The sequence below is a fragment of the Streptomyces sp. NBC_01224 genome (assembly GCF_036002945.1).
In the GTDB taxonomy this organism is placed as follows: Bacteria; Actinomycetota; Actinomycetes; order Streptomycetales; family Streptomycetaceae; genus Streptomyces.
In genome coordinates, this window is record NZ_CP108529.1 from 2,570,408 (window position 1) to 2,595,438 (window position 25,031).

The following is a 25,031-nucleotide window of genomic DNA, read 5'->3' on the forward strand; positions in this document are numbered from 1 at the left end:
ACGAATGCTCAGCGCTTCGGCCCGTCCCGGCCCGTCCTGGCCCGTCTCAAGCCGTTTCAGCCCGCCCTCGTGCTCCCACGGGAGCACCACGGAAGCCACGAAAGCGAAGTGCGCCCTGACCTGCGGGTATCCGCTCCAGTGCCCCACGAGCCCGCACTGGCCGCCAAGCGTGACCGAAAGCCTCGGTTCAGACTGGGACACCCGTCCACAGCGTGCGAGTTCGTCGGTGTTGGTGGTGATCGTAAACTCCTCGCCTGTCCCGTCAGATCGGGCGGTGCATGGCAGCAAACACGATCACCACGTAGACGAGCACGAGCACGACCGCTGCGGTGATAGGCGGTCGACGGTGTGGGCGAGCGCGGCAGGTGGGCATCCGGCCTCACGTGACCGCGTCAGCGGCATGGGCCGGGACAGTGACCGGCAGCGGCGCCACCGGCCGCAGAGCCAGATTCCGCGACAGCGCGGAATGATCCGTGAGCCGGGGCTCACTGGTGCGCGGCTCGTGCACATAGGAGCAGTCCGCGCCCACACCTAGCGGCCGCGGAGCCCTGGAGTGCTGACCTGCCCGGAGCGCCGCTGGTGCCTATCGTGAAAGTGCACGTGATCGACATAGCGTCGTGGGCAGGTGGCATCGTGAACGCATCTGGGATCGACTACGAGGCGGTATTCCAGGCGCTGCCGAGCGCGGTAGCCCTGTTCACCACGGACCTGGTGTACGTCGACGTCAACGAGGCGTTCCTGAGCAGCATGGGGCGTACCCGTGGCCAGGTGGTAGGCCGCTACCTGTTTGATGCCTTCCCCGACGACCCCAAGGACCCTGCCGTAACCGGTATGCGCAAGCTGCAGGCATCGCTGCGGTGGGTGGCTGCCACAGGGAAGCGCGACGCCATGACGCTGCACCGCTACGACGTGGAGCTCCCGGACCGGCCCGGGGTGTGGGAGGAGCGGTACTGGAGTCCGGTGAACGTCCCCGTCTTCGGCCCGGACGGGCGGGTGGCGCTGCTGCTGCACCGGGAGGAGGACATCACCGAGCTGGTCCGCACCCTCAGTGGCCGAGGCAGCGGGGACCGGCCGACGGTACTGGAAGCCGAGCTGTACACCCGGGCCGGGGAACTCCAGGGGGTCAACGAACGGCTGCGTGAGGCGCACGCCTGCGAACACGAAGTCGCCCTGAGCCTGCAAGAGGCGATGCTGCCCGCCCCCGGGCCTGTGAGGCATCACCGCGCAGCAGTGCGCTACCGCCCGGCGGTCGGGGGGCTGAACGTGTGCGGGGACTGGTACGACCTCGTCGACCTGCCTGGCGACCGCATCGCGGTGGCCGTCGGCGATGTCGTCGGCTGCGGCCTGGCCGCCGCCTGCGTCATGGGCCAGCTGCGCAGCGCCCTCAGCGCCGCTTCCCGCGTCGCCGACGGCCCCGCCCAGGCCCTGGAAGCCCTCGGCCTGTACGCCCGCTCGGTCGACGGCGCGGAATCGACAACGGCCGTCTTGTCCGTCATCGACGGCACCAACCGCACCATCGCCTACAGCAGCGCCGGCCACCTTCCACCAGCTCTGCTGCACCCTGACGGCACCGTGGACTTCCTCGACCAGGCCACCGACCCCCCGCTCGGCGCCCGCCCCGAACATATCCCCCGCCCCCAGGCCGAGACCGCGTTCACCGAGGGGGCCACCCTTGTGCTGTACACCGACGGGCTGATCGAGCGCCGCAGCGAGGACATCGATGTCGGCCTGACCCGACTTGCCGACTCCCTCGCCCGCCACCAGGGCGCCGATCCCGAAACGCTCGCCGACGCCCTCCTGGCTGACCTGACCCCACCTGCCGGTGCCATCGACGACACCGCCCTGGTCGTCCTACGCCTGTGACAGAGGCGGCCACCACCGCGCTCACCGCCGGGTCGTCGGCCGCGCCTCGCCACCGCCAGCCCCGGGTACGGGCGTGCCCCGCCCGCAGCTGGTCGGCGCAATCATCAGCTGCGAGCGGGAGTAGAGGCCTCAGCCGGCCAAAGAGGGTGGCCGACCAAGGTGGTCTTACGGGTTCACCGCGCGAGCTGCCCGCCGGGGCAGGTCTCGGTACCGGCGCGCTGCGGGTCTGCGGTCAGCTCCTGGTCGAGGTCGACCACGGTGACCCCGTTCATCCGGCGCACGAGCTGACTGATCAGCACACCGCGCAGGTAGTGAGCACAGTTCTGAGGTGATTCGCCGGTCTCAGGGAACATCGGTACAGCTTTTAGGGGAGGATCCGTAGCTATGAGACTCCTCGTGATGGGTGGCACTTGGTTCTTGGGCAGGCACATTGCCGAAGAGGCCCTGGCCAGGGGCTGGGACGTGACGACCTTCAACCGGGGTCGGACCGGCAAGGACGTGTCCGGAGTCAAGCTTGTTCACGGGGACCGAACCGTCATCGACGACGTGCGGGGGCTCGCAGCGCATGGTCCGTGGGATGCCGTCATCGACACATCGAGTTCCGAGTTGCCGCCACGCGATGTGCTGCTGGCGGCCTCGACGCTGAAGGACTGTGCTGCCCGCTGGGTTCACGTCTCTACCGTGTCCGTTTACCGAGGCTGGCCCCACCACCACCTGACTGACGGCTCAGAGCTTTTGGAGTGCCCGGCGGACGCGGATGAAAGTTACGGCTATACCGGCGAGGACGGCAGCCCGACGGTCTACGGCTACCAGAAAGCGGGTGGCGAGCGAGCCGTGACCGAGTCATTCGCCGGCCGATCCGTAATCCTTCGCCCTGGCGTGATCCTCGGCCCTGGCGAGTACGTCGGACGCCTGCCGTGGTGGCTGCGCCGTGCACATCAGGGAGGTCACGTCCTGGCGCCCGCACCTAGAAAGCAGCTGATCCAGCCGGTGGACGTCCGCGATGTTGCTGCTTTCGCGCTCCATCAGGCCGCAAGCGATGAGACCAGCAGTTACAACGTCACCCACCCGGAAGGCATCACTTTCGAGGACTTCGTGGCGGCCTGCCTAGAAGCCACGGGCGGAGCCGGGCGCCCCGTATGGGTGGACCCCGCCATCCTCATCGAAAACGGCGTGAAGCAGTGGACCGAACTTCCCCTGTGGCGTACCCACGGCGGTGTCTGGTCAGTGGATTCGAGTCACGCTGTTGCCGCAGGACTCCGCTGCCGGCCGCTGCGCGAGACCATTCGCGACACCTGGAATTGGCTGCAGAACGACGGCTGTCCCGTGGACCACCCGCGGTGGGCGGAACACGGGATCAGCCCTGAGAAGGAGGAGAAGATTCTCGCTTCGCTCTGATCAGGCGTCCAGCGCGGGCATTCCGTACGGGGGGAGGAGCTGATGCTGGACTGGAAAGCGGGTGAACTCCTCCAGCCGCTCGCCGAGATCGGCGGCGAGGGCCGTCCCCTGCAGGTGCTGCTGGGTGAGAGCGCGCCGCAGACTCATAGCCCTGGTCACGAGCCCGGTCCCCCGATGCGTGCTGTTGATCGACAGCATCGCCTCAATGGCTTCTGCTGCCCCGTCCAGATTATTCGTCAGCAGCCGGGCCGTGGCGAGGTCGGCTGATGCCTTTCCGGAAACGATGGAGGATCGGTGCTTAGCCGGCTTGGCCGCCACAAGTTCAAGCGCCCGCAGGGCTGACACCTCCGCGGTGCGGCCGTCGCCCAGGAGCAAAGCGGTCGAGGCATTCGACATGGCCAACCGGTCGTCGGCGAACCCGAACTCGCCGCCAACGCAGTCGTGTAGTTCGTCCGTGGTGTCGGTGTCCACCTCTTCCGACATGCTCAGTGCACGTCGGGCTGCCTTTGTATGCCCAAGGTGTCCATAGGCCCGAGCCTCGATCGAGTGAAGACGCCGCGCCGCTACGTCTCCAAGACCTCCGTAGGTGAGCGCGTGTCGGGCGTGGACAGGGGCCAGCGACAGATCGCCGGAGTAGTAGGCGATGTAAGCGAGGCTGCCTGCGGCATAGGCACGTAGCGGCTCGTACCGCGCGGTCTCGCCGTAGAGTGCAGCCGTGCGTGCCAGACGCTTGGCTGCGTCGAGAGAGCCCAGGTCGAACGCAGCGGTAGCCAGCAGCGCGGATGCCTCGCCCGCGAGAATGAGCAGCGCTTGTTGCTGAGCGGGGACGGCGGTGCGGTCGCGGTTGTTCTGCACGTCCTCCCGCAGATTCTTGGCTTGCTGCCAGACGTCGAGAGCCGTCAAGTTGCCGTAGTTCCTGGCCAGCGCGTGTACGTCGTCACGCAGTTGGTCGACGGTCAGGTCGGAGACGGAGGATGCGGCAGCGGCGCCAGCATCGTCCTGTGCTTCATGTGCGGTCATTGCGATCTCGGCTTCCAAGTCGAACGTCGGTACATCGGGGTGCACAGACCTTCCTCGACGCGAGAGGCTACGGCGTCGGCCAGGTACCAAAGGGCTTCAGCGAACTGGAAGACCGGGTTGGCCTTGCGTGTGGCCAGGTAGGGAAGTCGCTGGCGGGGCCGACGTGATCGAGTACCGCAAGTCGGGTCTGTCGCTGAACTGGATCGTCGGCTGCCCGCTGGAGTGCGGATACTGCGTCCGGCACCTCTTCGACAACTTCGAGATGAAGGTTCCCCGCCGCCTGATGAGCGACGAGGAGGCCGTCACCCGCCTCGTCAGCCACCCGTACTTCCGGGCCCACAAGACGCCCATCCAGCTTCTCAACCGGGCCACCGACCCCATGCTGCCGATCGTCAAGCCGCATGTTTTCAACGTGCTGCGGAACCTGGACGAGCAGGGCCTGACCAATCACGTCCTGATCATCACTCGGTGGCGGGTGACCCCCAAGGACTGCGCCGTCCTCAACAGCTTCACGAACCTGCGTCTGACCGTGCTGGTCACGCACTCCAACATCGCCGACCCGGCCATCGAGCCCGTGGACTCCCGCATCGCCGCAGAGAGCCTGCGCACCCTGTACGAGCACGCCGAGCGGTACCGCACCGTCCTGTACTGGCGGCCGATCGTGCCCGGCCTGAACGACTCCGACACCGACATCGAGCGGGCCCGGGAGCTGTCCCAGCACGCACACGCCACCGTCTTCACTGGCCTGTTCTTCCGCGAGGAGATCGCCTCCTACTACGAGTCGCACGGCCTGCCGATGCCGTACGACGAGACGGCACGGCGGAAGATCACGCCGGAGGCCGCCGAAGAGCGGATACTCGCCGCCTTCCAAGACAGCGCCTGGGGGGCTCTGTTCCGCAAGACGAGCTGCGGTGTCGCCTACGCCCACAAAGAGGCCGACTACAACGGCCACTACGGCGTCCGCGAGCTGTGCGACATCTGTCCCGAGGACCAGATCGCGCGATGCCAGGCGGCGTGGGTCAAGCCGGATCTGGCGACAGTCACCCAGGAAGCCCGAGTCCTCGGCGCAACGGGTGAGATTGAGATCAACGATCGTGCCATCGTCGTGGAGGGACTGGACGAACCGCCGCGCTACTTCCTCCAGCACGGCTTCGGCTACCAGTGCCACGACCGAAGCAAGCCTCACCACCACCGCCAGCACGGCCGTGCTCCCATCGGCTGGAAGGCGGGGAACGGAACCGGAGCCGCATGAACTTCTCCTCCTGGCCCTCACTCCTCGTTGTCGATGTCGAGGGCAACGGCACCAACCCGCCCGACCTGGTCGAGGTCGCCGCGCTTCCCGTACGTGACGGGCGGCCGGACACGAGTACGGCAGGGGCGTGGCTGACCAAGCCGCGCCGCCCCGTCACGCCGTTCGCCGCCCGCGTCCATGGCCTGACCAATCTGCGGCTGGAGCGCGAGCCGGGCTGGGAGGAGATCGCCGACAAGGTCCACACGCTCCTGGGTGACTCGTGGATCTGCGCCCACAACGCGCATGTGGATTACAAGGTGCTGTCGGCGCACCTTCCGCAATGGCGGCCGGCCGGAGTGCTCGACACGCTCCGTCTGGCCAAGGCCACCTACCCGGGCCTGCCGAAATACTCGCTCGACGCCCTGATCGAGCACGTCCAGCCGGACCTGCGCGCGGCCTCCGCACAGCGGCACCGCGCCACGTTCGACGCCTATGCCACGGCGCAGCTTCTGATCGCCATGGCCGCCCACTACGACACCTGGGACCAGCTCGTCGCCGCGGCTGTGCCGCCCGGCCCGCCCGGAGCCCCCGAACCAGAAGAGGAACCCACCCTGTGGTGACTACGACTTCGCCCATTCGTATCGGCGTGCTCGGCGCTCATTCCACTGGCAAGACCATGCTGCTCAAGCGCATCGAGATGGAGCTGCGAGGCAACGGTGTGACCCCGGCGAGGACCGGCAGCATCGGGAAGCGTGCCGCCCTCAACGGGCTGCCCAAGATGCAGAAGCACACCGTGGCGTCCACCGAGTGGATCATTACGCAGGGCATCGCCGACGAGATCGCCGCAGCCGCCCAGGGCGCGGACGTCATCCTGGCGGACCGCGCTGCCCACGACGCCCTCGCCTACTTCAACGCCGCTCTTCAGTTCCGCGGTGAGCAGATCCACCGCTTGGAGCGGGAGCGGCTGCTGCTATTGGCTTCTACACAGTTGCCGAAGTACGACCTGCTCCTGGCGACGGTGCTCGACAAGACGATTCCGGTCGAGCAGAAGCACGACTACGACCCCCGGTACCGCGTACTGGTCGACCACCACGTACACGCGCTCCTCGCCGCCGAGACGATTCCCCACCTGCGCGTCACCAGCGACCCCGCCAGCCAGGCGAACGCCGTCGCACAGGCACTTGAGATCTACCTCAAGGCGGCCGCCGTATGAACGCCGCGCGGCCCGGGGGCGTGATCGGGCTCGCTGGAAAGACCGTGTCCCGCCTCGGATTCGGGACGATGCGGCTGACCGGGCCCGGCACCTGGGGCGACCCCGTCGACCGCGACCAGGCGGTGCGTGTCCTCCGGCAGGCCGTCCACACCCACGGCATCACGCACATCGACACCGCGGACGCCTACGGCCCACACACCGCCGAGCACCTGATCCACGATGCGCTGTACCCGTACCCCCAGGAACTGCTGATCGCGACGAAGGTCGGCATGGTGCGACCGGCCCCCAACCTGTGGGCGCCACACGGCCACCCCGTCTATCTGCGGGCCTGCGTCGAAGCCAGCCTCCGCCGACTGGGCACAGAGCGGCTGGACCTGTGCTACCTGCACCGCATCGACCCGGAAGTGCCGCTCGCGGACCAGCTCGGCACCCTCCACGCGCTCAAGGACGAAGGCAAGATCGGGCACATCGGCCTCTCGAAGGTCACTTCCGAAGACATCCGCAGAGCCGGGAAAGAGGTGACCATCGCGGCGGTCCAGAACGTGCTCAACATGACCGACCGCCACGATCCAGCCCTCGAACTCTGCCGAGACCTCGGCATCCCCTACGTGCCCTACCGGCCACTCGACGCGGGCACTCTGGCGAAAGCTCACGGGGTATTCGCCGCCCTCAACTGGCTTCTCCAGCTCGGCGATATCGTGGCGCCCATCCCCAGCACGAGCCAGCCGAAACACCTCGAAGAGATCGTGAGAGCCGTAACGGCCGGGGGCTGGTCCTGATGCGGACCACCCCGGCGATACCAGCCGCACGAGAAAGTGCACTGCGGGCCCGTGCACCGTACGAGAACTGGCGACCACCAGTGATCGGAGTGTCCTTACTCGTCCCCGTGGGGGGCGACGGTCTGCTCCTCGCCGACATGACTGGTCACGGTGACCTCGTGCTCCCTGTCGGTCCCGTAGAGGACGGTAAGACACCGGAGCAGGCAGCTCAGCACGTACTGGCCGGCGTGCCGAGCGGTCTCCCCATCCTGCGGCGGGTCGCCGTGGACGAAGTCCAGATGCGACGCCGGAAGATCATCACGCACATCCTGGTGACTGGCCCGATCACCCGCGAGGACACCGCCTTCCTCAGCTACCGCGACCCGCGGGCCGTCCTACGCGCCCTGCCCACCGTCCGGGCCATCGCTGAACTCCCGGAAGATGCGCGGGCACGAGCGCTCATCGGTCTCCAGGCACTCGCGATCGGCGCAGTCGCTCATCTCCAATCCGGAACGGTGCAGCAACTTGAGTCGGTCGCCTCCAGCGGGTGCTACAGCGCCGGCCCGGAGCTGTAGCGTCAAACCAAGGCACAACTGGAGCTGGGCCACCAATGAGAACTATCGAATCTCCCGCTGGCAGCACCCGGACCACGGTCAAGGTTCTTGCCGGAGACCCTGTCTCTGAAGCGGGAGTTCGCACACACCTGCGGACACGCCCCGAGATCGCCCTCGCAGTAGGCGGAGATCCATCCGATGACCCGCAGGTGACAGTCATAGTGGCCGACACCGTCAGCGAGGATGTACTGGTGCTGCTGCGCAAGACCCGGCGTACCAGCACCACCCGCGTCCTCCTCATCCTGGCTGAACTCACGGAGCAGGCGGTGTTCAGGGCAGTGGGGTGCGGGGTGGCGGGGCTCGTGCCCCGCAGCGAGGCCACGCCGGAACATCTGGTCCACGTCATAGAGACCGTGGCGGCGGGCGACGGCTACATGCCCCCCAACCTGCTGGGGGCGCTCATGTCGGAAGTTGGCACGCTGCAGGAGAACGTGCTCCTCCCGCAGGGACGGCACTTCAGCGGTCTGTCCGCCCGTGAGATCGACGTGCTCCGCCTCGTCGCCGAAGGACACGACACCGAAGTCATCGCGACGAAGCTCGCCTATTCCGAGCGCACGATCAAGAACGCGCTGCAAGGGGTGATGACCCGCTACCAGCTTCGCAACCGGAGCCACGCCGTTGCGTTCGCGATGCGCCAGGGCTTGATCTGACCGACGGGTACGGCCGCGGTGGGCGGGGGCACAGCGCTGGGGTGCAACAGAACGGCATCTCCTCACCGCGTGGGCCGACCTCGTACGGGGCGACGTCGACAGGAACGGCCGGAGCCCCCGCACAGTGGGCCCCCCACAGCGCCCTGACCTGCGGTTTTCCCCTGACCTGCACGAATGCTCAGCGCTTCGGCCCGTCCTGGCCCGTCCTGGCCCGTCTCCAGCCGTTTCGGCCCGCCGCCGTTTTCCCGCGGGAAAACCATGGGAATGCGGCGAACGCGAAGTGCCCAGACCTGCGCTATCCACACCCGGGCTCCACGAGCCTGCGCCAGGACCCAAGCTGGCCAAAAAGATCCACGTGGATGGCTGCCCACGGTCGCGCTCCGTGGTCGGCACTACGCCGACCGCAATGCGGGATCCGGGGACTGTGCGGGTCAGCCCCCAGACAAGCACGAAGCCCCACCCCATATCAGGGGCGGGGCCGATCGTGTACCCCCGGAGCCGACCGCGAGTACTGTTCTGTTGTCGAGTCAGAACAGGAGCCAGTATGCATGCTCTGCCGCACGACCACACCGGAACGCGCATCGCGCGCCTCCGTCGAGAGCGCCACCTGACACAAACGGCACTTGCTCAACTGGCAGGCGTGTCAGCCAGTCTCGTGACGAAGACCGAGCGGGGCGTACTCCCCCTCACTCCGCACGTTTCCGCGTGCTTCGCGCGGGCCCTGGGTGTGTCGGTAGCAACCATCGTTGGCCAGCCATACGTGGACGAACTTCGAGCCGATGAACTAGACGTACTGATAAGGCCCATTCGCGAGGCTCTGGACGTCTACGACCTCGGCGTAGACCCCGAGATCAACGCACGAAGCATTGCTGATCTGAACACAGAAGCCGAGCGCTTGTGTGCCGCCGTTCGCGGCGGCGAAATCAAGATGGCCGCAAGTGAAGTCGCCGGCCTCATCCAGGAAGCGACGACCGCAGCGCATGCAGCGGGGGCGCACGAAGGGTGGCTCACCCTCGCGAGTCTCTACCGAACCGCCTACGACGTTGCCGCAAAGCTGGGGTTCCCTGACCTGGCCGCTCTCTCCCTCGCACGTCTGGACTGGGCCGCACAAATGGGCTCGGATGCGGTACTCGGTGGCATGTTCCACTACCTACGTGCCCTCACCTACCTGCGGGAGGGGCAGTACCGCACAGGCGACCGCCTCATCTCCATGGGGCTCTCGACTCTGCAACAATCCGATGCAAGCCGTGAACGCCAGATCCTCACGGGGCAGCTCCACCTCGGGGCCGCGGTGATGGCCGGCCGCGCCCACGATGAGGACCGCGCCCAGGGACACCTGTTGAGCTCCGAACACATCGCTGGCGAGACTGGCGAGGCCGTGAAGGTTCACTGGCTCGCGTACGGGCCGACGAACGTCAAGGTGCATCGGGTCGCGGTTCTCGCCGAGCTGGACAAGTACGGCGAAGCCGTCGAGGCGTCAGCCGACATCGCCATTCCGCGCGACTGGCCTAAGTCGCGCACAAGCCACCACCTCGCCGAGGTGGCCCGCGCCCAGATGTGGACGGGCAAGTTGGACGGGGCGTTCAGCAACCTGCTGATGGCACGGAAGATCGCACCACAGCAGGCGAAGTATCACCCGACCGTCAGGGAAACGTACGAGGGCCTGGAAGCCGCCCACCGCCAGCTTCCTGACAGCTTCCTCTCCTACGGCTCCTGGCTCAGCTCCTCACGCTAAGTTGCTCTAAGAGCTCGCGCAGATAGGCGGCGTGGGCAGCCCCGGCAACAAGGTGGGAACAGATCCCGGTGATCATGGAGCTGCGACGCTCTGTGACCACTGGGGAGATCTGTGCCCGTCCTTCCATCATGGCTGACCGACCCGCTCTGGGATCAATTCGCGGCACTGCTGCCCAAGCGCCCTGCGGTCGATCCGGCCCACCCGCTGGGTTGCCACCGCCGCCGTATCAGCGACCGGATCGTGTTCGACAAGCTGCTCCAGATCCTGCGGTTCGGCTGCTCCTACCAGGCGGTCTCCGACACGACCTGCTCGGCGACCACGATCCGCAACCGCCGCAACGAGTGGATCCGGCTCGGCGTCTTCGCCCGACTCAAACAGATCGCGCTTGAGTCCTACGACCGGATCGTCGGGCTCGTGCTCGACCAGATCGCCGTCGACGGCTCCATCACCAAGGCCCCCGGCGGCAGTGAAGCGGCCGGGCGCTCGCCGGTCGACCGCGGCAAACAGGGCCTGAAACGCTCCGGCATGACGGATGGCTATGGGATCCCGCTCGGCAGGGTCCTCGCCGGAGCGAACCGCCACGACTCTCCGCTGCTGGCTCCGACCCTGGACCTGCTGGTGGACCTGGGACCGCTGCCCGAGGCCATCACTGTGCACCTGGACGCCGGCTACGACTCGGACAAGACCCGCGCCGAACTCGCCGCGCGCAGTCTGCACGGCCGCATCGCGCACAAGGGCGAGAAGGTACCGATCCAGGCGAGCCAGCGGTGGCACGTCGAGCGCACCCACGCCTGGCAGAACGCCTTCTACCGGCTCGCCCGATGCTACGAACGCCGTGTCGCGGTCATCGACGCGTTCTTCGACCTCGCCGATACGATCATCACCGTCCGTAGCCTGCTCCGCAGGGCATGGACGACCCACCGCTGGGACAACCGTCCGAACCGCCGCCCATGAGCGAGTGCCGATCTACGCAGCGTCTAAGTGCAGCAGTTTGGGCATCTTGATGCCGACATGATCGGTACGTATGCCTGCCGACGTATAGGTACGGCCGCCACCGCCCCGGTGGACGTGTGCAGCACGTCGTCACGGCAGTAGAGCATATTTCCCCTATATGGGCGACGATCGGTATATGGGTGACGATCGGTGTGGCTGGTGCGAAGCTCCACTGCCGGAGTCGGCAGGCCCGGGTCGGCGGTATTGCGGTCAGGCGCATCGGCAGGCGGCCTGGCGAGCCAGGCGTCGCTGGCAGGCGGCGGCGGATGCGCGGCAGGCGCTGGCGTTCGCGGAAGCGGATCTCCTGACACAGGTGCAGGCCGCAACCCAGCAGGCGAGCGACTCGCGCCCGGGGCGAGGAGCGGAGAGCTGCCATGTTGCCGCCGTGGCGGAGGTACCCGGGCTGGCCGGGCAGTTGATGCGCTCCGCGGTGCTGGCGGACCGACGAACCGGGGCCAGCTGGGCGCAGATCGGTGCTGGCCTGGGCATCAGCGCGGAGGCGGCCAGATGCCGCTTCAGGCGCCTGCAGGAATCCCTGCCTGGTGCCGCTCGGGAGGGCGAGAGCACGAGGGACCTTGCCGGCTTCGGCACCGGCACAGGCTCCGGCACGCATATGCTCTGCGCCGCTTTGGACCAGTTCATGCGGGAGACAGGCGCCTCCGGGGGCCTGGTATACCTGCTGCCGCCGGGCGAGCGGGTGCTGCGGCTGGCGGTGCTGAGGGGGGTTCCCCGGCAGATCGCCGCGCACTGGACGCAGGTGCCGCTGGCGGCCCGCACCCCGGCGACCGACGCCGTGCGCGAGCGGCGTCTGGTGTGGATAGGCGGCCAGGAAGAGATGGCGCGGCACTACCCGCAGATGGCGCTCGCGCTGCCCTACCCCTTCTCGGCGGCCGCTGCCCCGATCACCACCGGCACCACCGCTTGGGGCGCCCTGGTTGCGCGGTGGCCCAGCTCGCATCCATCGCCGCTGACCCGACACGAACGCAACGCGGTCCGTACCTCCTGCCGCCGCCTGGGCCTTCTCCTGCGGCAGGCAGCCGACAGCGGCCACCCGCTGCTGCCCGGGTCCGAGCCGCAGGTCCTGGCCCCCCTGCGTGCCCGCGCTCGCGGGCCAACCCAGGAGGCGGCAGCGGCGGACTTCGCCGAGCGCCTGCCCGGAGGATGCTGCACCTTGGACCTTGACGGCCGGATCACCTTCATCACCACCACCGCCGCCGACCTCCTCGGCGCCAGCGCCGTCGACCTGCTGGGCGTCCTGCCCCGGCAGGTCCTGCCGTGGCTGGACGACCCAGTCGTCGAAGACCGCTACCGGGCCGCGGTGCTCAGCCAGGAGGCCACCTCCTTCACCGCCCTGCGCCCACCGGACCGGTGGCTGTCCTTCCACCTGTACCCGGACGTCTGCGGCATCAGCGTCCGCATCGCCCCGGCCTCCCCGTCCCCTGCCTCGGAGACGTCAGAGGTTCTGCACCCCGCACCGTCGGCCGCACCGGGTCGGTCGACCGCCCACCACCTCCTGATGCACCTCGCCGCCACGCTGACCGAGGCCGTCGGGGTCATGGACGTGATCGCCCGGATCGATGACCTGGTCCCGACCGCCTTCGAGGCCCAAGCCCTCGCCCTGATGATCGCCGAGGAGGGCCGGCTGCGGATCATCGGTTACCGCGGCTACCCCGCCGAACTCATGGACCGCTTCGACGGCACCCCCCTGGCCTCCAACACCCCTGCCGTGCGTGTCCTGACCAGCGGCGTCCCCAGCTTCTACGCCACCTTCGCGGACCTCAAGCGCGCTCATCCCCCCGCCGTCCTGCAGGACGGCAAGGCCGCCTGGGCCTTCCTGCCCCTGATCACCTCCGGCCGCCCCGTCGGCTCGCTGGTCCTCGCGTACGACCGGCCGCATCCCTTCACGCCCGAGGAACGAGCTGTCCTCACCTCGACCGCCGGGCTGATCGCCCAGGCCCTGGACCGCGCCCGCCTCTACGACGCCAAACAGGCTCTCGCCCACAGCTTGCAAGCCAGCCTGCTGCCCCAAGCACTACCCCACGTCCCCGGCCTGGACGTGGCCACCCGCTACCTCCCCACCGCTCACGGCATCGACGTCGGCGGCGACTTCTACGACCTCATTCATCTCGACACCGACCTAGCCGCCGCAACAATCGGCGACGTCCAAGGCCACAACGTGAACGCCGCCGTCCTCATGGGGCAGGTCCGCACCGCCGTCCACGCCACCGCCGGCGCATCGCCCGGCCAAGTCCTCGCCCGCACCAACCGCCTGCTCACCGACCTTGACCCCGGCCTGTTCACCAGTTGCCTCTACGTCCAGCTCGACCTGGCACGCCACCGCGCCTGCCTGGCCACCGCCGGCCACCCGCCCCCACTCCTGCGCCACCCCGACCTACACACTGAGATCCTTCCGCTGACGCCCGGGCTCCTGCTCGGCATCGACCCCGCGGCCGACTACCCGGAAACCGACATCCCCCTACCGCCCGGGGCCGTGCTTGCCCTGTACACCGATGGACTCGTCGAAACCCCCGGCATCGACATCGAGGACGCCACCGCCGACCTCGCCGCCCAGCTCGCACAGGCCCAGGGCCAGACCCTGGACGCCCTCGCCGACACCCTCATCCACCACGCCCAACGGTCCGCCCCCCGCAACGACGACATCGCCCTGCTCCTCATCCGGCCTCAACAACACGACCGCTGACACCAAAGGCCCGCCCGGCTCGGCGGGGCTCCAGTCTCCGCCCCGCCGACGCCGCCGGGCTCGGTGAAGCATGCCTCCCTTTCCGAGCCCACCGCCGATCGGAGCCGGTGGAAAGCGTTCTGCCAGACGTGCGCGATCTGTTTGAGCCGGGCGAAGACGCCGAGCCGGATCCACTCGTTGCGGCGGTTGCGGATCGTGGTCGCCGAGCAGGTCGTGTCGGAGACCGCCTGGTAGGAGCAGCCGAACCGCAGGATCTGGAGCAGCTTGTCGAACACGATCCGGTCGCTGATACGGCGGCGGTGGCAACCCAGCGGGTGGGCCGGATCGACCGCAGGGCGCCCGGGCAGCAGTGCCACGAATTGATCCCAGAGCGGGTCGGTCAGCCATGATGGAAGGACGGGCACAGATCTCCCCAGTGGTCACAGAGCGTCGCAACTCCATGATCACCGGGACCTGTTCCCACCTTGTTGCCGGGGCTGCCCACGCCGCCTATCTGCGCGAGCTCTAAGTAAAGCCTTGGCCCCAACTGACAGTAATTCACTGTCAGTTGGGGCCTTGTCGTGCCGCCACCATGTCGTCACTGCCACTTCGACATGGAGCCGACCATGACGACTACACAGCAATCCGCGGCCCAGCACCGCTCCAGTCGAGGCGCTGCTGTACCCGCCCGAGCACCATTACTCGCCGCTTCACTGGTCACTCAGGAGTGGTCGAGGACGTTTGATCTCTTACTGCCGGCTTCCCAGTTAGCTCGCCTGCACACGCGGACACGGCTGACCATGCTCAAGTGGGCCGGGAACGTCGAAGGCGCAACGGCTGTCGTAGGAATCCTCGTCCGCAACGCCGTGGACCATGCCGACCCGGGCCCGACGGCAGAGAACCGGCAGGTGCGGCTCAGGCTCGCCGTCACCGAGGCCCACGAGCTGACGATCGACGTCCGTGATCCGATCCCGCAGTTCCGGGACTTCGAGCAAGCCGCGGCCGGTCAGGAGGGGCGCGGTCTCTGGACACTCCGTCGGCTCGGCGGTGAACTGTCGTGGTTCCTGTGCCACGAACGCGTCGGCAAGACGGTGCGCGCACGTATGACACCAGGGCCGGTAGCGGCATGACGATCTCTCTCACCGCTCCGGTTCTGGACAAGCGCGTCGTTCGTCCTATGGCCAACGTCCCGAAGTGGACACCTCCGCTCGACCCGGACGCCTTGAGGCATGTCCTGAAGCGGGTTGCTGCGTGGACTCCGCTCGACGTCGAGGCGATCTTCGACGACCTGGACACGACGATCGGAAACCAGCCGCCGCCCGAGGCCGCGATCCCGGCGCTTGTCGAACGCTTGCGTAGCTATCTGAAACGGCTCAGCACAATCGCGGTAGCCGACACCAAGTTCCCGCCCACCGATGAAATGGCGCAGCTCATCGAGCGAGGACGCTCCATGCAGGATGCGCGTCTGCCAGACGACCATCAGGAGGCCGTCGGGATGGCTCGGTGCATGGCTTTCGTGACTTCCGACCTCGTCGAGAAACTGATCGAGGGGCGGTACATCAAGGACGTCGCATGACGCCTCAGAGCTGGTCGTCTCCACGCCGCTGTGTTGTCGCTCCGTGGAGACGACCTTCCATCGGGGTCCTCCGATTCCGCCTCGATCGCCCCGCCCCTGCACCGGCGGGCGCTGGTCGGCGGAACTGCGCGAACGGAGGACCGGCTCACACTCCCCCGCCAACCACGGGTGTGAGCCCCGGCCGCCCTGCTTGTGGATGAAGTAGGGCGGCCGGGCCGCCCAACAGTTCCTCCCCCGAAAACTCCCTCTCCGGCGATCCAACTCCGCTCCCCCGCGGTTCGTAGGTTCAGCCGGAGAGGGCCCCCACCGCAGCACGTCCGAGAGGAATGCGACGCACATGTGCCAGCACAAGACTCCCTGCCCCAGCACGGACGCATCGGATCGCGAGGCGGCCAGAGCCGTGGCACGAGACGACGTCTTGGGTTACACCCTGCTTTGCAACGGCGTATTGCTCTTTGACGACACTGGTGAATTGCTGCCCGACGGCAAGATCATTCCCCCGCGCCGCCCCACTGCGCTGACAGGAGCAGCCGCATGAGCACGGTGAGCCGCCTCGTCCCGTACATCACAGCCCGCGAAGGCGAGGAACCCGAATCGATCCTGGCCCTGCGCGCCACCTTTGACCGCGCCGGCCGGTCAGCCCTGGGCTACTGGGACGAGAGCCGAGAGGACCGCGATCCGCGGGGTGTGCTGTGGGGCCGGTGCTCGCAGTTGATCGGTCGGGACGGGTTGCCGTCCGGGCGGCCACAGTGGCGGCTCGTCCACCCCGCCAGGCAGCGCGAAACGATGACACAGCTGCGCTGCCAGATCTGTGTAGGCCCTACCAGAACACCGGAGGGACACCTGTTCCTGGAACCACGCGCCGCCAGCGGCGTTGCACGGCCTGGGGACATTCTCCGCACCGCTCAGCCCCCGGTCTGCCTGGCGCACCGGCACGTCGCAGTCAAGCAGTGTCCGCATCTTCAGAAGGGCTACACCGCCCTGATGGTGCGCAGCGCCCCCCTCTACGGGGTCATCGGCACGCCCTACCAGTGGACTGCCCAGGGGATCAAGGCACTGCCCGGGGACGACACGCCCATTCCGTACCGAACGTCAAAGCTGAGGTGGTTCCTGGCCTCACAGCTCGTTCGCTGCTTGCAGGACTTCACGGTCGTCGACCTGGACGACCTCACGACGCCCGACTCGTATGCCTGAACGTCCTGGAGGGCCCATGTCCCGTCGCGTGTACCAGGCAGCAGCCTTCCTGACTGCCATCGTCTTCATCGTCACCGCCGCCGAGTGCGCGCCCCGCCGCTCTGGCTGACCAACTTCCGCCCCTCCCCCGACGCGCAAGAGGGCCCACCAAGTCCAGGCCCGCAGCGTTGGGCGAGTTCCGCATGATGCGCAGCTATCTGGTCCGGCGCCGTCTCATCGACTGAACTCGCTCCGCTTCCCGTGGCCGCGCGCACAGACCTTCCTCGACGCGAGAGGCTACGGCGCAACAACCGCACCACATGAGGAGCACCCCCATGAGCGTCCTGACGACCGATCACCCCGCCTGGATCGAGACCGAGGCCGGTGGCCGCGCGCGAGCCGTGCACGCGGCCACCGGGGTCTGGGTCCTGTCGTGGGACCGAAGCGGCCTGCACATGAACTGTGTGGACGGCACCGAGGACGTGAAGCCGGAGTTCGTCACCACCGATCCCGCTCGCCTGCCCAGCAGCGTCCCCGCCGAACTCAAGGCGGGGCTCGATGACCTCGGTCTCACGCGGCGGCTCGCCAACCCGTGGCTGTGGGACGCGATCACCACGGCGATCCTGCGTCAGGTCGTGCGCGCCGGGCAGGCCCGCAAGCTCTACCGGGCCTGGTGCAAGACCTACGGAACCACCCTCGCCAGCCCCTTTGGTGAGCTTGCCGTCGCTCCCACGCCCATGCAGGTGCTGGCGCTGGGTGATGAACAGTTCGCAGCCGTCGGAGCCAAGTTTCACCGCAGCGTGTTGCAGGCCGCCGCCCAGCACTACGAGCTGCACGCCGTCGACTGGCTCTGTATGGACGCCCCCGAATTGGCAGCCGCGCTGACGAGCGTGCCCCGCATCGGCCCGTGGACCGCTGCGGCAGCCGCAGCCGACGTCACCGGCGACTTCAGCGTCTACCCGCACGACGACCTCGCCGTGCGTACCTGGGCCGCGCAGATCGCGCCCGCCTACCCCTGGCCGGACAAGAAGGACAAGGCGTTCGGCCCGATGTGGACCGGCATGGCCGGCCCCGACCGTACTGCTCTGCACACCCTGACCCTCTCCACCCTCACCTGGGGCTCCCATGCCCGCTGACCAGGAGGATCAATGCCGCAGTTATCGCTGATCACAGGTTCCGATCCGGCCCATTCGCTCGACGCGCTGTTCGTGAACGCACCACTGCGCGACTACGACCAGCGCCCGCGAACCAACGACTACACCCTGCCGGTACTGGGCATGGCCTACATCGCCACGTACGCGCAGAAGGCCGGCTTCAACGTAGGGGTGCTCGACGCCGAGGCGCACGGACTGGGCATAGTCGAGACCGCGGAGCTCGTCAACGCAGCACGGCCCCGGTGGGCGGCCATGAACCTCCTCGCCCCAACCTACGAAATGTCCGCGCGCATCGCGGCCAGCCTGGACCCGGCCATCGCCCTGATGGTCGGCGGGCACCACGCGAAGGCCATGCCCGACCGGGTCCTGGCCGACCCGCGAGCGGGGCTCGTGCCCCGCAGCGAGGCCACGCCGGAACATCTGGTCCACGTCATAGAGACCGTGGCGGCGGGCGACGGCTACATGCCCCCCAACCTGCTGGGGGCGCTCATGTCGGAAGTTGGCACGCTGCAGGAGAACGTGCTCCTCCCGCAGGGACGGCACTTCAGCGGTCTGTCCGCCCGTGAGATCGACGTGCTCCGCCTCGTCGCCGAAGGACACGACACCGAAGTCATCGCGACGAAGCTCGCCTATTCCGAGCGCACGATCAAGAACGCGCTGCAAGGGGTGATGACCCGCTACCAGCTTCGCAACCGGAGCCACGCCGTTGCGTTCGCGATGCGCCAGGGCTTGATCTGACCGACGGGTACGGCCGCGGTGGGCGGGGGCACAGCGCTGGGGTGCAACAGAACGGCATCTCCTCACCGCGTGGGCCGACCTCGTACGGGGCGACGTCGACAGGAACGGCCGGAGCCCCCGCACAGTGGGCTCCGGCCGTTCATCTGCCGCCTGCTGTCGTGCTGTCCAGGCGGATCACAGGCGACGCTGGTGGATCGGTTCGATCCTGTTCATGGACCTACAGGGCAAGGCCGGTGAGGACCAGCACGCGCTCGTAGGTGTAGTCGTCCATGGCGTAGCGGACGCCCTCACGGCCGACGCCGGACTGCTTGGCGCCGCCGTACGGCATCTGGTCCGCGCGGTAGGAGGGGACGTCGCCGATGATCACGCCGCCGACCTCGAGGGCGCGGTGGGCACGGAAGGCGGTCTGCAGGTCGTGCGTGAACACACCTGCCTGCAGGCCGTACTTGGAGGAGTTGACGGCTGCGAAGGCCTCGGCCTCGCCGTCCACCTTCTGCACGGACAGCACCGGTCCGAAGACCTCCTCGGAGGAGAGGGTGACGTTGTCCGGGAGTTCGGCGAGCACGGTCGGCGCGTAGGTGGCACCGTCCCGCTTGCCGCCGGTGAGCAGCTGGGCGCCGGCCTCCACGGCCTCGTCGACCCAGGACTCGACGCGCTTGGCGGCATCCTCGTTGACCAGCGGGCCGACGTCCGTGGCGACGTCGGACGGGTCGCCGGTGACCTGGGCCTCGACGGCCGCCACGATCTTCGGGAGGAGCCGGTCGTAGACCGCGGCGTCCGCGATGACGCGCTGCACCGAGATGCAGGACTGGCCGCCCTGGTAGTTGGAGAAGGTCGCGATACGGGTCGCGGCCCAGTCCAGGTCCTCGTCGGAGGCGTAGTCGCCGAGGACGACCGCGGCGCCGTTGCCGCCGAGCTCCAGGGTGCAGTGCTTGCGCGGCACCGACTCCATGATCGAGTAGCCGACCGGGGCGGACCCGGTGAAGGAGATCACGGGCAGCCGCTCGTCCTGGACGAGGGCGGGCATCCGGTCGTTGGGGACCGTCAGCACGGACCACGAACCGGCCGGCAGGTCGGTCTCGGCCAGCAGCTCACCCAGGATCAGCGACGAGATCGGGGTGGCCGGGGCGGGCTTCAGGATGATCGGGGCACCGACGGCGATGGCCGGGGCCACCTTGTGGGCGCTCAGATTCAGCGGGAAGTTGAACGGTGCGATGCCGAGGACCGTGCCACGCGGGAACCGCCGGGTCAGGCCGAGACGGCCGGTGCCACCGGCGTCGGTGTCGAGGCGCTGGGCGTCACCGCTGTTGAAGCGGCGGGCTTCCTCGGAGGCGAACCGGAACACGGAGACGGCACGGCCGACCTCGCCGCGCGCCCACTTGATGGGCTTGCCGTTCTCGGCGGAGATCAGCTGGGCGATCTCCTCCGTGCGCTCCACCAGGCGCCGTACGACGTGATCGAGCGCGGCGGCCCGGACGTGGGCCGGGGTCGCGGCGAACTCCTCGCGCACGGCGTGCGCGGCCGCGACGGCCTCCTCGATCTGCGCGTCGGTCGGCACGCTGACGGTGCCGACGAGACGGCCGTCCCAGGGGTTGGTGACGTCGAAGCTGTCCTCGCCGGTGGCCTGGCGGCCGGCGAGCCAGAAGGCGTGGGTGGAAGTCATGGAGGTTCCGGCCCTTCGGAGTCGTGGGGTGTGTTGCCCCCACCGTAGGGCCGTGCGGCCGACCTGGCGTTTGTCCGGCGTGGAGCAGAGCACGGCGGGTACACGCCGGTTTGTCGGATGCGTCGGCGTGAGCAGGGGCGCACGGCCTTCCGGCAGCGGCTACGGCACCGGCGTCGGCGGGGAGTTCGTTGCCCTTCCGCCGACGACGACGGCAACCGCTACGGCTCCGGCGTCGACGGGGAGCTCGTGGCCTTCAGCGCCAGCCACAGCTCCATCCGCACGTCCGGATCGTCGAGTGAGCGGCCCAGGATCTCCTCCACCCGGCGCATCCGGTAGCGCAGGGTGTGGCGGTGCACGCCCAGGTCCGCCGCTGCCGCGTCCCACTGGCCGTGGTGGGAGAGCCAGGCCCGCAGCGAGGCGACCAGGTCGCCGCGGCCCTTGGCATCGTGCTCGTGCAGGGCGCGGAGCATTCCGTCGGCGAAGGCCCGTACGGCGTCGTCCGCCAGCAGCGGCAGCACCGAGCCGGTCGCCAGCTCCTCGTGCTCGACCAGCGCCCTGCCCCGGCGGCGGGCCACCGACAGGGCCTGCTCCGCCTGCTTATACGCGGCGGAGACGGCGATGGGGCCCGCTGGTGCGGACAGGCCGATGACCACCTGGCCCTCCTCCGCCGTCGCCGGTTCGCGCGGGGCCCGCGCCTGCTGGGCCTCCTGTGCCTCCGCGTACGCCGCACAGGCCGCGACCGCCGCTCCGCCGTCCGCGGCCAGGACGACGAGCCGTTCGCCCTCGGGCACGGCCAGCAGGGTCTCTCCGGTCCGGAAGGCCGCCGCCTCCATCGCCTCGCCGAGCGGGGCCGGTGTCGAGGGGGCGGACGCCTCCGCGATGAGCAGCCGGAACGGGGCGTCGAGCAGCCCGCCGTACAGATCCCCGGCGACCGCCCGTGCGTGGTCCGGCTGGCCGGCGAGCAGCATGCGCAGCACCGCCGCGCCCAGTCGCTGCTCCGCACCCTGGAGGGACCGGGAGCGGGCAGTGGTCAGGGTCAGCAGCGCGACCGCCGAGTGCACGGCGTACCGCTCGGCGGTGCCCAGTGCCGCGCCGGTACCGACGGCCAGCGCGCCCCGGACCCGGCGGCCGGTGCCCAGGGACTGGAGCTCGACCCGGTCTTCGGTGTCGCCGACGACCATGCTGGCCGGGGCGGGGCGCTCCCGCAGCCGTTCCACATCGGGGGTGAGCCGGGCGGCCCGGCGGGCGGCCCAGTCGGGGGCCGCGGCGACGACCGCGCCGGAGGCGTCGTACAGCGCCGCCCAGCCGTCGACATGGGCGGCGAGCCGGGTGAGGATTTCGCCGGGGCCGTCGCCCGCGAGTGCGGCCTTCGTCAGCTCCCGCTGGGCCTCGAACCCCGCCGTCACCGCCCGGTACTGATCTGCGGCGATCTCCGACGACACGGCCTTGGCGATGGCGAGGAACGGGGTGCGGCGCGGCACTTCGAGAAGCGGCAGTCCCGATTCCTCGGCGGCGTCGATCAGCGCCTGCGGTACGTCGTCGTAGTGGACGCCGACGGCGAAGCCCAGCCCGACGACTCCGGCCCCGGCCAGCCGCCGCACGTACCGCCGCATCGCCTCGGGGTTCCCGGCGTCGAGGTTGGTGGCGGTGACGAGCAGGAGCTCACCGCCCTCCATGTACGGGACGGGGTCGGTCAGCTCGCTGGCGTGCGCCCAGCGGACGGGCGCGTCGAGCCGGTCCGCCCCCGCACGCACCGTGAGTTTGAGCGCCGAATGCTGGACGAGCGAGGCGAGAGTGGGGGGCATGGGGACCGCGGGACCTCAGGGAGTTCGATTTTCGCCGTCCCGTACGAACGACTCCTACCGATTCTGCCAGGGCGGCAGGGTTGCCGTAACCGCTCCGGCGCCGCGGGCCACTCTGCGTACCGCTCAGCCGTTCAGATCCACCAGCAGGGGCGGCGCGTGCTCCCCCCGTACGGTCGTCAGGGACAGCACCGCATGTCCGGCGGGTACCCGGTGGGCCAGTTCGGAGGCCGACCAGCGTTCCCGCTCGACCTGGCGCACGGTCACCGCGTCCGTGGTGACCGCCTTGCCTGTGACGAGTTTGCGGAAGGCGTGGATGGCCCGGGTCATCGGCTGGTCGGCGAAGACGGTGCGCTGGGTGACGTCGCGGGTCTCGACCCACTCCGTTCCCCAGGCCTCGGCGAACTTCTTCCCGTCCCACGTCGTGATTCCGGAGAACGCCATCCGGCAGCCGACCGCACCGAGCAGCGCCGTGTGCAGTTGCTCCGGTACGTCGTCGAGGGTGCGCAGGGTGAGTACGGCCCCGGCGTGCGCGGAGCGCAGCCGCTGGATTCCGCGAACGGTGTCGGGGGTCAGGGTGTGGGTCGCGTCATCGAGGACCAGACAGGCGAAGAGGGAACGGTCGGTGCGGGCCGCGGCGCTCGCGGTGAACTGCGCGAGTACCAGACGTGCCAGTACCCGGGACGCCTCGGCGTGGCCGCGTTCGGGTAGATCGATACGGACCCGGAGCGGGTGTTCCAGGGCCCGCAGCGAGAAGGGGCGGGCCTTGCCCGTGGTGTCGAAGAACTCGGTGAAGGCGGGCCGGTCGAGCAGGGCGACGCGGTCGGCGAGAGCCGGGCCCGGGTCGCCGGGCGCACCGGACTGGCGGGCGCGGCCGTCGAGCTCGCGCTGCATGCCGGGGTGTCCCGTCGCGTCGAGCGCCTCTCGCAGAGCGGCGAGGGCGCCGGGCACACCGTCCAGGAGTTCCCGCAGCTCCGGTACGGAGGGGAAACGGCCGTGGGCGGCCCGGAAGGGGCCGAGGAGCTGGGCGAGGGCCGTGGCGGCGCGTCTGCCGTCCACCTCGGGGAGGTCACCGACCAGGCCGTCGGCGAGGACGGTCGCGGCCTCGTCGGGGTCGGTGGTGCCGCCGTACAGATCGAGATCGTGCACGGATGACGGGTCGCCGACCTTGATGACGACGTCGAACCCCTGGTCGCCGCCGAGCTGGGTACCGGCGGCGCACACGGCGACGACGGCGGCCTGTCCGGCGAGCGCCTGCAGTGCGAGGGATTCGACGACGGGCCGGATCAGTGCCCGGCTCTTGCCCGCGCCGGGCGGGCCGACGGCGAGCAGGGATGTGCCCAGCAGCCCGGGATCGAGGGCGATGCCGCTGCCGCGGCGGGCGTACGGGTTGCGCTCGCCGCCCTCGACGGTGCCGAGCCTGACCTGCTGGACCAGCAGATCGTGCCGGGCGGCGCGTACCGGGAGGTCACGTGCGCCGGAGGGGTGGGTACAGGCGGCGGAGCCGTTGCGCAGCACGGTGTCGGTGAAGGCGGAGAGCCTGGAGTGGTCGGCGCGCACGGATGTCCAGGCGCGGCGGATGCGGGCGTAGTCGACATCGTTCATCCGCCCGGACCGGGTTTCCCTGGCGAGCGCGGCGGCGGCCTGGTGCTGTCCGGCGGCGCGCAGATCGGGCCATTCGGCCGGGTCCTCCTCGCTGCCTTCGACGATGACGTCCGCACCGTCGGGCGCGTGCGGCTTCGCCGGGTCGCGGCCGTCCCGGCCGGGAGCCGGCTGCCCGGAGCGGCTGCGGCGCCACAGCTCGGCCCAGCGCCCGAGCCTGGCGAACGGCCACACGATCACCAGGGTGAGCAGGGTGTACAGCCCGTAGCTGATCAGCGTGGACTGCGTGCGGTCGTGGCCCAGCCAGCCATCCGGCACCAGGCCGAAGACCAGTCCCATCCCCGGCACGGTCCCGTTCCAGACGAGGAGCCAGACCAGCAGCGCACCGATCGCCGCACCGCCCGCCCGTGCGGCGGCCCCCTTGGCGGCGACGCACCGCTCGAATGCGGCGGGCCAGTTGCCCAGCCGGCCGAATCCGTAGACGAGGCCCCCGATGATCAGCAGACGGTAGATGTCGAGCGCACGGACCGCGCCCCGGGTCTGCGGCTCGTCGCCGAACGGCCCCCACCAGTCGCCGGGGGTGAAGAGCTTCAGCGGAACCCGCCAGTACGGGATGTAGTTGTTGCGCCAGAGCGACCAGACGAGGATGCAGGCCAGCAGCGAGATCACCGCGCCGCTCACCAGCGTGCGGTCCGGGGTGCGCTCCTTCTCCTCGGCGGGCCGGGGGGCATGGCCGAGCCGCCAGACACCGGGATCCGCGACGGGCCTCGGGGTGCGGAGCCAGTCCCCGAGGGAGGGGCCGGACGCGGGGGCGTAGCCAGGCCTGGGCGGCAGTTCGGGCGGTGGCGGGCCGGCCGGGCGCGGCACCGGATGACCGGAGCGGGTGCCCCGCGAGTCGTACGTGCCCTCGGTGTCCATGTGCTGTCCCTCGTCCCCTGACCAGCGCCGACCGGTAACTCCGGGCGCAGGCGCCCGAAGTCATCAATCTAGTGCCCCGTACCACCCCGTCGGACGCGGTACGGCGGGAAGTCTTCGCCCGTGCCCCGGAGCCCTTCGTCCCGCCCGCGCACCGCCTCGGCCCGGCCCCCGCACCCCGTCGCTATGTCCTTGGCGGACAACCGCGTCCGGCCACCACTCCCGAACGGAACATGCCGGACCCCGGGCCTCG

The 25,031-nt window shown here is 69.3% G+C and carries 22 protein-coding genes and 1 pseudogene; 17 read left to right on the plus strand and 6 right to left on the minus strand.

Annotated elements, in window-relative coordinates; translation table 11 throughout:
* The first annotated feature begins 633 nt into the window (after nucleotides 1-633).
* A complete protein-coding gene (locus OG609_RS10820; RefSeq protein ID WP_385654977.1) occupies nucleotides 634-1,863 on the plus strand; it encodes a PP2C family protein-serine/threonine phosphatase in 1,230 nt (409 codons plus the stop codon).
* Between the two features lie 173 nt (nucleotides 1,864-2,036).
* Here OG609_RS10820 and OG609_RS10825 read toward each other — a convergent pair whose 3' ends face one another.
* Nucleotides 2,037-2,216 (minus strand): hypothetical protein, encoded by a 180-nt coding sequence (locus OG609_RS10825; protein WP_327272625.1) that lies wholly within the window; start codon nucleotides 2,214-2,216, stop codon nucleotides 2,037-2,039.
* A 31-nt stretch (nucleotides 2,217-2,247) separates the two neighbouring features.
* On the opposite strand from OG609_RS10825, the gene OG609_RS10830 reads away from it, so the two are divergent.
* On the plus strand, nucleotides 2,248-3,261 hold the full coding sequence (locus OG609_RS10830) for an NAD-dependent epimerase/dehydratase family protein (protein WP_327272626.1): 1,014 nt from the start codon (nucleotides 2,248-2,250) through the stop codon (nucleotides 3,259-3,261).
* Here the strand turns inward: OG609_RS10830 and OG609_RS10835 are convergent, their stop codons facing one another.
* Entirely contained in the window at nucleotides 3,262-4,326 is a 1,065-nt protein-coding gene (locus OG609_RS10835; RefSeq protein WP_327272627.1) for a DNA-binding protein, read from the minus strand. It abuts the gene before it with no gap.
* 118 nt (nucleotides 4,327-4,444) lie between these two features.
* On the opposite strand from OG609_RS10835, the gene OG609_RS10840 reads away from it, so the two are divergent.
* The 9 genes from OG609_RS10840 to OG609_RS10880 all read left to right on the plus strand — a co-directional run bounded on the left by OG609_RS10840 (nucleotide 4,445) and on the right by OG609_RS10880 (nucleotide 14,176).
* Nucleotides 4,445-5,533 carry a radical SAM protein gene (locus OG609_RS10840; RefSeq protein ID WP_327272628.1) on the plus strand — a complete coding sequence of 363 codons (1,089 nt, stop codon included), beginning with the start codon at nucleotides 4,445-4,447 and terminating at the stop codon, nucleotides 5,531-5,533.
* Nucleotides 5,530-6,132 (plus strand): 3'-5' exonuclease, encoded by a 603-nt coding sequence (locus OG609_RS10845; RefSeq protein ID WP_327272629.1) that lies wholly within the window; start codon nucleotides 5,530-5,532, stop codon nucleotides 6,130-6,132. Before OG609_RS10840 ends, OG609_RS10845 begins: the two co-directional genes overlap by 4 nt.
* On the plus strand, nucleotides 6,129-6,725 hold the full coding sequence (locus OG609_RS10850; protein ID WP_327272630.1) for an AAA family ATPase: 597 nt from the start codon (nucleotides 6,129-6,131) through the stop codon (nucleotides 6,723-6,725). Before OG609_RS10845 ends, OG609_RS10850 begins: the two co-directional genes overlap by 4 nt.
* Complete coding sequence (locus OG609_RS10855; RefSeq protein WP_327272631.1) at nucleotides 6,722-7,504, plus strand: aldo/keto reductase; 783 nt, start codon at nucleotides 6,722-6,724, stop codon at nucleotides 7,502-7,504. The genes OG609_RS10850 and OG609_RS10855 overlap by 4 nt, the downstream gene beginning before the upstream one ends.
* 107 nt (nucleotides 7,505-7,611) lie before the next feature.
* Nucleotides 7,612-8,058: a hypothetical protein gene (locus OG609_RS10860; RefSeq protein WP_327272632.1), complete on the plus strand. Its 447-nt coding sequence runs from the start codon at nucleotides 7,612-7,614 to the stop codon at nucleotides 8,056-8,058.
* A 200-nt stretch (nucleotides 8,059-8,258) separates the two neighbouring features.
* Entirely contained in the window at nucleotides 8,259-8,747 is a 489-nt protein-coding gene (locus OG609_RS10865; protein ID WP_327272633.1) for a response regulator transcription factor, read from the plus strand.
* Nucleotides 8,748-9,291: 544 nt separating this feature from the next.
* Nucleotides 9,292-10,482: a helix-turn-helix domain-containing protein gene (locus tag OG609_RS10870; RefSeq protein ID WP_327272634.1), complete on the plus strand. Its 1,191-nt coding sequence runs from the start codon at nucleotides 9,292-9,294 to the stop codon at nucleotides 10,480-10,482.
* Nucleotides 10,483-10,593: 111 nt separating this feature from the next.
* Nucleotides 10,594-11,436: an IS5 family transposase gene (locus OG609_RS10875; protein ID WP_327272635.1), complete on the plus strand. Its 843-nt coding sequence runs from the start codon at nucleotides 10,594-10,596 to the stop codon at nucleotides 11,434-11,436.
* A 652-nt stretch (nucleotides 11,437-12,088) separates the two neighbouring features.
* Entirely contained in the window at nucleotides 12,089-14,176 is a 2,088-nt protein-coding gene (locus OG609_RS10880; protein ID WP_327278003.1) for a SpoIIE family protein phosphatase, read from the plus strand.
* 134 nt (nucleotides 14,177-14,310) lie between these two features.
* Here OG609_RS10880 and OG609_RS10885 read toward each other — a convergent pair.
* Nucleotides 14,311-14,580 (minus strand): annotated as a pseudogene (locus OG609_RS10885) (transposase); the annotation flags it as partial.
* Nucleotides 14,581-14,955: 375 nt separating this feature from the next.
* On the opposite strand from OG609_RS10885, the gene OG609_RS10890 reads away from it, so the two are divergent.
* From OG609_RS10890 to OG609_RS10915, 6 genes are all read left to right on the plus strand, one after another.
* The gene (locus tag OG609_RS10890) at nucleotides 14,956-15,285 is read left to right on the plus strand and encodes an ATP-binding protein (protein WP_327272636.1); all 330 of its coding nucleotides are present in this window, start codon (nucleotides 14,956-14,958) and stop codon (nucleotides 15,283-15,285) included.
* On the plus strand, nucleotides 15,282-15,731 hold the full coding sequence (locus OG609_RS10895) for a DUF6415 family natural product biosynthesis protein (RefSeq protein ID WP_327272637.1): 450 nt from the start codon (nucleotides 15,282-15,284) through the stop codon (nucleotides 15,729-15,731). The genes OG609_RS10890 and OG609_RS10895 overlap by 4 nt, the downstream gene beginning before the upstream one ends.
* A 337-nt stretch (nucleotides 15,732-16,068) precedes the next feature.
* Nucleotides 16,069-16,269: a DUF5999 family protein gene (locus tag OG609_RS10900; protein WP_327272638.1), complete on the plus strand. Its 201-nt coding sequence runs from the start codon at nucleotides 16,069-16,071 to the stop codon at nucleotides 16,267-16,269.
* A complete protein-coding gene (locus OG609_RS10905; RefSeq protein ID WP_327272639.1) occupies nucleotides 16,266-16,925 on the plus strand; it encodes a hypothetical protein in 660 nt (219 codons plus the stop codon). Before OG609_RS10900 ends, OG609_RS10905 begins: the two co-directional genes overlap by 4 nt.
* A gap of 314 nt (nucleotides 16,926-17,239) precedes the next feature.
* Nucleotides 17,240-18,040, plus strand: a complete 801-nt coding sequence (locus tag OG609_RS10910) for a hypothetical protein (protein ID WP_327272640.1) — start codon at nucleotides 17,240-17,242, stop codon at nucleotides 18,038-18,040.
* 12 nt (nucleotides 18,041-18,052) lie between these two features.
* Nucleotides 18,053-18,796 carry a helix-turn-helix transcriptional regulator gene (locus OG609_RS10915; protein WP_327272641.1) on the plus strand — a complete coding sequence of 248 codons (744 nt, stop codon included), beginning with the start codon at nucleotides 18,053-18,055 and terminating at the stop codon, nucleotides 18,794-18,796.
* Nucleotides 18,797-19,013: 217 nt separating this feature from the next.
* On the opposite strand, the gene OG609_RS10920 is transcribed toward OG609_RS10915, so the two are convergent.
* The 3 genes from OG609_RS10920 to OG609_RS10930 form a co-directional block, all read right to left on the minus strand.
* Nucleotides 19,014-20,459 carry an aldehyde dehydrogenase family protein gene (locus OG609_RS10920; RefSeq protein WP_327272642.1) on the minus strand — a complete coding sequence of 482 codons (1,446 nt, stop codon included), beginning with the start codon at nucleotides 20,457-20,459 and terminating at the stop codon, nucleotides 19,014-19,016.
* 218 nt (nucleotides 20,460-20,677) lie between these two features.
* The gene (locus OG609_RS10925) at nucleotides 20,678-22,264 is read right to left on the minus strand and encodes a PucR family transcriptional regulator (protein ID WP_327272643.1); all 1,587 of its coding nucleotides are present in this window, start codon (nucleotides 22,262-22,264) and stop codon (nucleotides 20,678-20,680) included.
* A gap of 123 nt (nucleotides 22,265-22,387) precedes the next feature.
* Nucleotides 22,388-24,781 (minus strand): ATP/GTP-binding protein, encoded by a 2,394-nt coding sequence (locus OG609_RS10930; RefSeq protein WP_327272644.1) that lies wholly within the window; start codon nucleotides 24,779-24,781, stop codon nucleotides 22,388-22,390.
* Nucleotides 24,782-25,031: the final 250 nt, after the last annotated feature.

Excerpts from the sequence above, each read along its gene's own strand:
- OG609_RS10825 (WP_327272625.1), bottom strand. The coding sequence starts at position 2,216 with ATGTTCCCTGAGACCGGCGAATCACCTCAGAACTGTGCTCACTACCTG.
- OG609_RS10830 (WP_327272626.1), top strand. The coding sequence starts at position 2,248 with ATGAGACTCCTCGTGATGGGTGGCACTTGGTTCTTGGGCAGGCACATT.
- OG609_RS10845 (WP_327272629.1), top strand. The coding sequence starts at position 5,530 with ATGAACTTCTCCTCCTGGCCCTCACTCCTCGTTGTCGATGTCGAGGGC.
- OG609_RS10855 (WP_327272631.1), top strand. The coding sequence starts at position 6,722 with ATGAACGCCGCGCGGCCCGGGGGCGTGATCGGGCTCGCTGGAAAGACC.
- OG609_RS10870 (WP_327272634.1), top strand. The coding sequence starts at position 9,292 with ATGCATGCTCTGCCGCACGACCACACCGGAACGCGCATCGCGCGCCTC.
- OG609_RS10880 (WP_327278003.1), top strand. The coding sequence starts at position 12,089 with ATGCTCTGCGCCGCTTTGGACCAGTTCATGCGGGAGACAGGCGCCTCC.
- OG609_RS10890 (WP_327272636.1), top strand. The coding sequence starts at position 14,956 with ATGCTCAAGTGGGCCGGGAACGTCGAAGGCGCAACGGCTGTCGTAGGA.
- OG609_RS10895 (WP_327272637.1), top strand. The coding sequence starts at position 15,282 with ATGACGATCTCTCTCACCGCTCCGGTTCTGGACAAGCGCGTCGTTCGT.
- OG609_RS10900 (WP_327272638.1), top strand. The coding sequence starts at position 16,069 with ATGTGCCAGCACAAGACTCCCTGCCCCAGCACGGACGCATCGGATCGC.
- OG609_RS10905 (WP_327272639.1), top strand. The coding sequence starts at position 16,266 with ATGAGCACGGTGAGCCGCCTCGTCCCGTACATCACAGCCCGCGAAGGC.
- OG609_RS10910 (WP_327272640.1), top strand. The coding sequence starts at position 17,240 with ATGAGCGTCCTGACGACCGATCACCCCGCCTGGATCGAGACCGAGGCC.
- OG609_RS10915 (WP_327272641.1), top strand. The coding sequence starts at position 18,053 with ATGCCGCAGTTATCGCTGATCACAGGTTCCGATCCGGCCCATTCGCTC.
- OG609_RS10920 (WP_327272642.1), bottom strand. The coding sequence starts at position 20,459 with ATGACTTCCACCCACGCCTTCTGGCTCGCCGGCCGCCAGGCCACCGGC.
- OG609_RS10925 (WP_327272643.1), bottom strand. The coding sequence starts at position 22,264 with ATGCCCCCCACTCTCGCCTCGCTCGTCCAGCATTCGGCGCTCAAACTC.
- OG609_RS10930 (WP_327272644.1), bottom strand. The coding sequence starts at position 24,781 with ATGGACACCGAGGGCACGTACGACTCGCGGGGCACCCGCTCCGGTCAT.